This window comes from Massilia sp. IC2-476, assembly GCF_020707295.1.
Taxonomy (GTDB): domain Bacteria; phylum Pseudomonadota; class Gammaproteobacteria; order Burkholderiales; family Burkholderiaceae_D; genus Telluria.
Genome location: NZ_JAJFER010000019.1, coordinates 1 through 8557, shown reverse-complemented (window position 1 = coordinate 8557; position 8557 = coordinate 1). Strand labels below are relative to the sequence as shown.

General features: G+C 67.4%; 6 protein-coding genes. All 6 read left to right on the top strand.

Annotated features, from left to right (window positions below):
* Window positions 1–464: 464 nt before the first annotated feature.
* Window positions 465–923, top strand: a complete 459-nt coding sequence (locus LK539_RS24325) for a MarR family winged helix-turn-helix transcriptional regulator (protein WP_227803629.1) — start codon at window positions 465–467, stop codon at window positions 921–923.
* 77 nt (window positions 924–1000) lie between these two features.
* Complete coding sequence (locus LK539_RS24320) at window positions 1001–2368, top strand: SWIM zinc finger family protein (protein WP_227803628.1); 1368 nt, start codon at window positions 1001–1003, stop codon at window positions 2366–2368.
* Window positions 2365–3954: a DUF5691 domain-containing protein gene (locus tag LK539_RS24315; RefSeq protein ID WP_227803627.1), complete on the top strand. Its 1590-nt coding sequence runs from the start codon at window positions 2365–2367 to the stop codon at window positions 3952–3954. The genes LK539_RS24320 and LK539_RS24315 overlap by 4 nt, the downstream gene beginning before the upstream one ends.
* Window positions 3951–5045, top strand: a complete 1095-nt coding sequence (locus LK539_RS24310) for an AAA family ATPase (RefSeq protein WP_227803626.1) — start codon at window positions 3951–3953, stop codon at window positions 5043–5045. The genes LK539_RS24315 and LK539_RS24310 overlap by 4 nt, the downstream gene beginning before the upstream one ends.
* A 7-nt stretch (window positions 5046–5052) precedes the next feature.
* Window positions 5053–7263, top strand: coding sequence for a DUF5682 family protein (locus LK539_RS24305; protein WP_227803625.1), 2211 nt, complete (start codon window positions 5053–5055; stop codon window positions 7261–7263).
* Between the two features lies 1 nt (window position 7264).
* Entirely contained in the window at window positions 7265–8398 is a 1134-nt protein-coding gene (locus LK539_RS24300; protein ID WP_227803624.1) for a VWA domain-containing protein, read from the top strand.
* Window positions 8399–8557 lie beyond the last annotated feature (159 nt).

Genomic DNA, 8557 nt, shown 5'->3' with positions numbered 1-8557 from the left:
GTCATCTCATTGCTGAGACAACGCTTAATACTTTTGTGAACATTTGATAATTTAAGTATGCACTGACCGAAGTCAGCGGCACCTTCATCAAACGCCCACACTTATCGACTGTTGATTGTTAAAGAACTTCGAAATCTGTCGTGCCGCTTGTTCGACGAAGCGTTGTGTTCGTCAGCAGCAGAGGAATGAGATTATGCAGTGTTTCGCGATGCTCGTCAATCCTGTTTTTGCTTCAGCGCAGAATTTTTCTGCGGACATTGCTAACGTAACCACTTGATTCCGTTAACGTTTTTTTGGTCGCGCCTTGCAGCGTTCCTGAAGCGGACGCGCACTATAGCAAACGTTCGTTGGACATCGCAAGGGGGTTTGATCGGAGACCTCGAAAAAAGTTCGGCCCACGGGACGGCGTCGTCTCACCCGAACGCTTGCTTGCAATTAGCTTGTGTGCAACCTATATTCTTCCTATGAAGTCCTCCGATCCAGCCAACAAAGCGGCGCCGGCGCTGAACGACCAGCTCTGCTTCGCTCTTTATTCGACCTCGCTCGCGATGATGCGGGTCTACCGCGGCCTGCTGCCCAGACTGGGACTCACCTACCCGCAATACCTCGTCATGATGGTGTTGTGGGAACAGGACCAGCTCACCGTGTCGGACATCGGTGAACGCCTGTTCCTCGACTCGGCGACCCTGACCCCACTGCTCAAGCGCATGGAAGCGCAAGGCCTGCTGCAGCGTGCCCGGGCGCGCAACGATGAACGCCAGGTGATCATCAGCTTGACCAAACAGGGCAACGCCCTGCGCCAGGAAGCTGCGTCGATGATGCCGGAAGTGCTGTGCGCAACCCAATGCTCGGTCGAGGAAGTCACCAGGCTGCGCGACCAGCTGGTCGACCTTCGCAAGAACCTCAACGACAGCGCCACCTAAGCCACGCCGCCTCGCGGCGCCACTTTACCTGCCTCGCATAGCAAACACCGCTCTTGCCGGCGAAGGGGCAAGGTATAGTGACGCATCCCTTATCGATGGGTTTGCGCGTGACGCTCACCTCGGACCAAATCCTTTCGCTGGCCCCCGACGCTGCCTCGGCAAAAGCCGGCAGCCAGCTGGCCACGCCCGCCAAGTGGAGCGGCATCGGTCGTGACGAACGTGCGCTCTGGGGCGAATGCCAGGGCAGCGGCAAGACGCCCTACCGTACCCAGATCGACACCGGCGAACCCGCCTTCAAATGCACCTGCCCCAGCCGCAAGTTCCCGTGCAAGCACGGCCTGGGCCTGTACCTTCTGCTGAGTTCCCAGCCCGGCCTCTTTGCCGAAGCGGCGCCGCCGCAATGGGTGAGCGACTGGCTGGACAGCCGCCAGCAACGTCAGGAGAAGAAGGCCGAGAAGGCCGTACAGACACCGGCCCAGGCCGAAGCGTCGGCAGCACAAGCGCGCAAGCGTGAAGAAAAGCGCGAGCAGAATGTCAGCCGCGGTCTGGCCGACCTGCAGACCTGGCTGCACGACCTGGCGCGCGAAGGACTGGCCGGCGTACGCGAGCGCGGACCGGCATTCTGGGACGGCATGGCCGCGCGCCTGGTCGACGCGCAGGCGGGAGGCCTTGCGCCGCGCCTGCGGCGTGCCGGCGCGCTGTGCTTCCAGGCCAACGTGCCCGACTGGGAGCGGCGCGTCGCCGACCAACTCGCATCCCTGTACCTCGTGAGCTCGGCCTGGCAAGGCCTCGAGCGCCTGCCCGAAGGACTGCAGCGCGACTTGCGTGCGCTCGTCGGCATCAGCATGGCGAAGGAAGACGTCCTGACCGAGCCGCCCATCACGGATCGCTGGCTGATCCTGGCCCAGCGCAGCGGCGAAGAAGAGCGCATGCGCAGCCGCGCCACCTGGCTGTATGGCGCCGCCACGGGACGCTGGGCCCTGCTGCTGCAGTTCGCCGTCGGCGCCCAGGGTTTCGAACAGGCCCTTCCGGTCGGGACGCAGTTCGACGGCGAGTTATGCTTTTATCCGGGCGCGCTCCCACTGCGTGCGCTCATCAGGCAGCAGGCGCCGGCCATGCCGATCGAAGATGGCATCCCGGCCGCAGGAGGCGTGTCCGCCCTGCTCGACGCCTATGCCGCCGCATTGGCCAGCCAGCCTTTCCTCGACAGCTGGCCGGCCGTCCTGCCCAATGTTGTCCCCGATATCGCCGCGCGCACCCTGCACGCCAGCGACGGCAGCGTGCTTCCGCTGGACGCGGGCTTTCGCCATCCGATGCACCTGGCCGCCCTCAGCGGCGGCCATCCGCTCACACTCGCGGGCGAATGGGACGGCCACGCCTTCCTGCCGCTAAGTGGCTGGCACAAGGGCCGCCTCCTGAATTTCGAGACGGAGTTCCTCGCATGAGCGACCCCGGCAAACTGTATGGGCTGCTACAGGTGGGCACCTCGCGCGCGGCCGGCGTTCAGCTGCCCGAACTGCCGGCCGAACTCGCGGACTTGATGCCTCCTGCCGACACCTCGGACGCAGGCGCAGCATCGCGCCTGTGGCTGTCGCTCGGCGCCTGGTCGCTGTGGGCACGCGCCGGCCTGCGCCCGACCACCGTGGACCTGGCAGCAGCGCCGGCGCCCAGCAGCGCGGAGCAGCTGCGCACCTGTCCAGCGAGCGCTGAAAGCCTGCTAACCCGCCTGCTGCAGGGCGGCCAGAAGCCGGTACTGCTGCGCGAATGGCTGCGTGAACTGAAGCGCTACGGCGGCTGCCTGCCGGCGCGTTTTCTGCCCAACCTGCTGGCCCTGGCCACGCGGCAGGCCGAACTGCAGGCCGATGTGGCCGACGTGCTGGGCGAACGTGGACGCTGGCTGTCGCGCTTCGATCCGGCCTGGTCCTGGGCCGCGCCGGCAGTCGCCCGGGAAGACCGGCTCACAGTGTGGGAAACCGGTAGCGCCGAACAGCGGCATGCCGCCCTGGCGCAGTGGCGGTACGAAGATCCGGACGCCGCCCGCGAGGCGCTCGCGCAGGCCTGGGCGAGCGAGCCGCCGGACCGGCGCGCGCAGCTGCTCGGCTGCCTGCTGGTCGGGCTCGGGCCGGCCGACGAAGCCTTCCTGGAAAGCGCCCTCGACGACCGCCGCAAGGAGGTGCGCGTGGCGGCGCAGGCCGTGCTGGTGCAACTGCCCGACTCCGCGCTGCGCCGGCGCATGCAGGCCAGGAGCGAGCCGCTGCTGCAGCCGAAACGCTCGCTGCTGGGCCGCAGCGGCATCGAGGTCACCCTGCCAGAAGCACTCGACAAGGCCATGGCGCGCGACGGTGTCGGTGCGGCGGCGCATCCGGGACTGGGCGAAAAAGCAGGCTGGCTGGTCGACCTGCTCGCCGCCACCGACCCGCGTGTCTGGACGGCGCGCTTCGGCGCCAGTCCGGCAGATCTGCTGGCGATGGCCGCGCGCAGCGATTTCGCCCATGCCCTGGTGCGCGGCTGGTCGAGCGCCGTCGTGCGCGGTGTCGCCGCGCCGGGCGAGCTGTCCGGCTGGGTGCACGCGCTGCTGCTGTTCTGGATGTCGGCCGACGCGCAGCTGCGGCAGCAGTATCCGAAAGACTTCTTCGACATGTACGCGCGCATGCCTGCCGCCGACGTGCACGCGCACCTGTCCGAACTCGTGAAGGCCAGTCCCCGCAGCTGGGGCAAGCGTGAGCTGGTCCTCATCGACCTGCTCGGCCAGGCCGCCAGGCGCAGCGCCGGCGTCCTGCCCGCGGCCCTGTCGCGCGAGATCGTGACGCGGCTGCTGGGCGCCCTGCCCGACATGCCGGAAGCCCAGTGGGAGCTCCGGGTGGCCCTCGAGAGCTTGGCCGGCGTCGTCGAGCCGCAATCGCTCGCCGGCCTGGAAGCCGGCTGGGGCGCGGGAGCGCCCGAGGGCGGAATCAACCACCACATTGCCAGTTTCTTCGACATCGTGCGCTTGCGCCACGAGATGTCGCTTTCTTTCCAGGAGCCCGCATGACCGCATCGACCACCACCGTCCTCCGCCAGCATGCGGAAGCGCAGTACGCCAGGGAGATCGACGCCCTGATCGCGGGCGACGACCGCCAGCGGCCGCCGCGCTGGCGGATGTCGCCCTGGGCCGTGGCTACCTACCTGATGGGAGGCCGGCTGGAGAACGGCGTGGAGATCAGTCCGAAGTACATCGGCAATGCGCGCGTGATCGAGATCGCCGTCGCCACCCTCGCGACCGACCGCGCCCTGCTGTTGCTCGGGGTGCCCGGGACGGCCAAGTCCTGGGTCTCGGAACACCTGGCGGCGGCGATCAGCGGCGACTCGACCCTGGTGGTGCAGGGCACGGCCGGCACCGGCGAGGAAGCCTTGCGCTACGGCTGGAACTACGCGCAGTTGCTGGCGAAAGGCCCGTCGATGGACGCGCTGGTGCCGAGCCCCGTGATGCGCGCCATGCGCGACGGGAAGATCGCCCGCATCGAGGAGCTCACCCGCATTCCGGGCGAAGTCCAGGATAGCCTGATCAGCACACTGTCGGAGAAAGTGCTGCCGATCGCCGAACTGGATGACGAGATCCAGGCCCAGAAGGGCTTCAATATCATCGCCACGGCAAATGACCGCGACCGCGGCGTCAACGAACTCTCGAGCGCGCTCAAGCGCCGTTTCAATACCGTCGTGCTGCCGCCGCCGCGCACGGCCGACGAGGAGGTGCGCATCGTCCAGACCCGGGTCGCCAGCATGGGCCGCGCGCTCGAACTGCCGGGCGAAGTGCCGGCGCTGGAAGAGATCCGGCGCATCGTCACGGTCTTCCGCGAGCTGCGCGACGGCACCACCGAAGACGGCAAGGTCAAGCTGAAGGCGCCGACCTCCAGCATGAGCACGGCGGAGGCAATCTCGGTCATCACGCACGGCATGTCGCTCGCCGCCCACTTCGGCGACGGCGTGCTGCGCGGCGCCGACCTGGCGGCCGGCATGGTCGGCGCGATCGTCAAGGACCCGGTACAGGACCGCGTCGCCATGCTCGAGTACCTCGAGACGGTGGTCAAGGAACGCAGCGGCTGGAAAGACCTGTACCGCGCCTGCCGCGAAGTGATGGACTGAGGGCGGCATGAGCGTCCACCTGTTCGGGGTTCGCCACCACGGTCCGGGCTGCGCACGCAGCCTGCTGCAGGCCTTGCGCGAACTGCAGCCTGACTGCGTGCTGGTGGAGGGTCCGCCCGAAGCGGACGGACTGGTCGCGTTTGCAGGCAGGCCGGAACTGGCGCCGCCGGTGGCGCTGCTGCTGTATGCGGCAGCCGCGCCGCAGCGCGCCGTGTTCTACCCCTTCGCCACCTATTCGCCCGAATGGCAAGCCATGCGCTACGCGAACGAGCACGGCGTGCCGCTGCGCTTTTGCGACCTGCCGCAGAGCCATCGCTTGGCGGAGGAGCAGCAAGACGCGCCGGACGAAGTCCGGGACGATCCGCTGCGCTGGCTGGCGCAGGCCGCGGGCTATGGCGACACCGAGACCTGGTGGGATCACCTGGTCGAGCAGCGGCGCGACAGTCTCGACCTGTTCGCGGCCGTGGCAGAAATGATGACTGCCGTGCGCGAGGTGGCGCGGGTGCCGGAACCGCTGCGCGAACAGCGCCGTGAAGCATGGATGCGCAACGCCATCCGCGCTGCGGAGAAGGAAGGATTTGCGCGCATTGCTGTCGTCTGTGGCGCCTGGCATGTACCGGCGCTGGCGGCTCAGGCGAGTGCGAAAGGCGACGCCGCGCTGCTCAAGGGCCTGCCGAAAGAGAAGGTGCTGGCCACCTGGATCCCGTGGAGCTACGGTCGCCTGAGTTTCGCCAGCGGCTACGGTGCGGGCGTGGCCTCGCCTGGCTGGTATCACCACGTCTGGGAGCATGGCGACGAGGCCGGCCTGTTCTGGCTGACCGACGTCGCCGCCCTGCTGCGCCGGCACGATCTCGATGCCTCTTCGGCCCAGGTGATCGAAGCCCTGCGCCTGGCCGAAGGGCTGGCGGCGCTGCGCCACCGGCCGCGCACCGGGCTCGACGAACTGCTGGAAGCCGTGCGCGTCGTGTTCTGCCAGGATAACGCCGTCACACTGCGCCTGATCGAGCGTGAACTCTTGGTCAAGGACCGGTTGGGCGACGTGCCCGCCGACGTGCCGACGGTGCCGCTGGTGCAGGACGTGCAGGCGCTGCAAAAGCGCCTGCGGTTGCCGGTGCGGGCCGATACGACCGACCTCGATCTCGATTTGCGCCAGGGCGCGCACCTGGAGAAAAGCGTGCTGCTGCATCGGCTGGCGATGATCGGGGTGCAGTGGGGACGCCGACAGCAGGCGCAGGGCAAGACCGGCACCTTCCACGAGCTGTGGCGCCTGGCGTGGGAGCCCGAATTTTCCATCCAGTTGATCGAAGCCAGCGTCTGGGGCGCGACGCTCGAGCAGGCTGCCACCGCGCGGGCGATCGAGCGCGGCGCGCGGGCCGAAAGCCTGCCGGAACTGACGGCGCTGATGGAAGAGATCCTGCTCGCCGACCTGCAGGGGGCGGTGGAAGCGGTCATGGCGCGTATTCAGGAAAGCGGGGCGGCGACGGCCGATGCCGGCTTCCTGCTGGAGGCCATCGGGCCGCTGGTCGACGCCATCCGCTACGGGACGGTGCGCGGTACGGACACGCGCGCACTAGCGGGTGTCGCGGGTGGGCTGATGACAAGGGCTTGCATCGCCCTGCCCTTCGGTGCGCGGGCGCTGGCCGACGATGCCGCAGGCATCCTCCTGCGGCAGCTCGTCGCAGGCGACGCGGCGATCCGCCGCTTCCAGGACGATGCCTTGCTGGCCGCGTGGTTCGACACACTGGAAAAGCTGGCCCGTTCAGACCAGGTCCATTCGCTGATCGCAGGACGCGGCACGCGCATCCTTAGCGAGCAGCAGCACTGGTCCCTCGACGAGGCGGCGCGCCAGCTGTCGTTGCGCTCCTCGCGCGCCGTGCAGCCTCTCGTGACGGCCCAGTGGCTGGAGGGATTCCTCGGCGGTGGCGGTACCCTGCTGGCGCACAGCGATGCGCTGTGGGATCTGGTCAATGCCTGGTTGATGGCGCAGCCGGAAGAAGGCTTCATCGAGCTGCTGCCGCTGCTGCGGCGTACTTTTGGCAGCTTCACGGCGCCCGAACGCCGTCAGCTGGCCGAGCGCAGCCTGGCCGGCAAGCGTGGCCAGCGCCTGGTGGCGACGGGACCGGCCGACCTCGACCTCGAGCGCGCCAGGCGCGTGCTGCCGGTACTGCGCAGCATCCTCGGAAACGCGACGGCCGCTGCTGCGGCGCAGGGTGAATGACATGGATGACAAAGAAGCGATGCGGCGCTGGCGCCTGGTGCTGGGCGGCGGGACGGAAGACACGATCAAGCTGGACGCCGGCGACCTTGCGCTGGACAGTGCGCTAACTGCGCTCTACAACGAGCCCGGCCGCCGCGGCGGGCTCGGTGGATCGGCGCCGAGCGTGGCGCGCTGGCTGGGCGACATCCGCCAGTATTTCCCCTCCTCGGTGGTGCAGGTGATGCAAAAGGATGCGCTCGAGCGGCTCGGACTGCAGCAGATGCTGTGCGAACCCGAGATGTTGATGGCGGTGGAGCCGGACGTGCACCTGGTCGCGACCCTGCTCAGCCTGAACCGCGTCATGCCCAACAAGACACGCGCGACCGCGCGGCAAGTCGTGGAACGGGTGGTACGCGAGCTGGAGAACAAGCTGGCGAGCCCGATGCGCCAGGCGGTCAGCGGCGCGCTGCATCGCGCGGTGCGCAACCGCCGGCCGCGGCATAACGAGATCGACTGGCTGCGCACCATCCGCGCCAACCTCAAGCATTACCAGCCCGAGTACAACACCGTGATCCCGGAAACGCGCATCGGCTTCGGGCGCAAGGGGCAGACCCTGCGCGATATCGTGCTGTGCATCGACCAGTCGGGATCGATGGCGCCTTCGGTTGTGTATGCGAGCGTGTTCGCGGCAGTACTGGCGACCATCAAGTCGGTCAGCACCTCGGTCGTGGTGTTCGACACGGCGGTGGTCGACCTGACGCCGATGCTCTACGACCCGGTGGAAGTCCTGTTCGGCACCCAGCTCGGCGGCGGCACCGACATCAACCGCGCGCTTGGTTATTGCCAAGGCCTGGTGACGCGGCCGAAAGACACGATCTTCGTGCTCATCAGCGATTTGTACGAAGGCGGGAAGAACGATGAGATGCTCAGGCGTGCGGCTGCACTGGTCGCGAGCGGCGTGCAGCTGATCGTGCTGCTGGCGCTCGATGACCGCGGAGCGCCTTCCTACGACCGGGACAACGCCGCCAAGCTCGCCGCCATGGGCGCACCGGTGTTTGCCTGCACACCGGATCTGTTCCCCGACATGATGGCGGCGGCGATCAAGCGCAGCAGCCTGGACCAGTGGGCTGCGCAGGCAGGCATCGTTCACGCGTGAACGGAAAGCACAAAGCAAAAAGCCCGCTCAGTCTTAACTGAGCGGGCTTTGCATATAACTAGCCTGACGATAACCTACTTTCACACTGGTTGCAGCACTATCATCGGCGCAAAGTCGTTTCACGGTCCTGTTCGGGATGGGAAGGGGTGGGACCGACTT